This window comes from Rothia sp. HMSC061D12 (genome assembly GCF_001836735.1).
Classification (GTDB): Bacteria; Actinomycetota; Actinomycetes; order Actinomycetales; family Micrococcaceae; genus Rothia.
This window is the reverse complement of record NZ_KV830305.1, coordinates 213,102-213,777: the sequence shown is the minus strand read 5'-3', so window position 1 is coordinate 213,777 and position 676 is coordinate 213,102. Positions and strand designations below refer to the sequence as shown.

1 protein-coding gene is annotated in these 676 nt (G+C 52.4%); it reads left to right on the top strand.

All coding sequences use genetic code 11. From position 1 onward, the window contains the following. On the top strand, positions 1-246 hold a 246-nt coding region (locus tag HMPREF2682_RS09510; protein ID WP_210400847.1), incomplete at its 5' end, for a hypothetical protein. Positions 247-676: the final 430 nt, after the last annotated feature.

Sequence of the window (676 nt, the reverse complement as noted above, 5' to 3'; positions counted from 1 at the left end):
AGCCTCAATGAAAGCCCTTCCGAAAAGGAAGGGAAATCCGTCGCCGCCCTTCAATTCTTCAAAGGCGAAGCCGCCTCAATGAAAGCCCCTCCAAAAAAGGAAGGGAAAGTCGGTCGGTCAGTCGGCCACACAGGCCGCAGGCAGCCTCAAAGAAAGCCCCTCCAAAAAAAGAAAGGGAAATGTGATAACCGCGGTGGTCGCCAGCGTCTCACCATAGCCTCAATGAAAGTCCCTACGGAGAAGTAGGGAAATGTTACCATACGGGGCGTATGCCGCGCCGCCAAAATAGCCTCAATGAAAGCCCTTCCGAAAAGGAATGGAAATCGCTCTAAGAACCCCTCACCGACAACGTTAAGGCCGGTCCCTCAATGAAAGCCCCTCCAAGAAGGAAGGGAAATTTCAGGACCCGCCTGCAGGTATTTTTAATCTGCTGGGGCCTCAATGAAAGCCCTTCCAAAAAGGAAGGGAAATGCTCCAGGCCGATACCTTCTCGCGCAGCATGTCAAACCCTCAATGAAAGCCCTTCCCAGAAGGAAGGGAAATGGCTCTCATCTTTTTCTTGGCGACCATGCCGAGACCCTCAATGAAAGCCCTTCCCAGAAGGAAGGGAAATAGCGGGTTTGGTTGGGGTGGATGGTTTTTTGGTGCCTCAATGAAAGCCCTTCCCAGAAGGAAG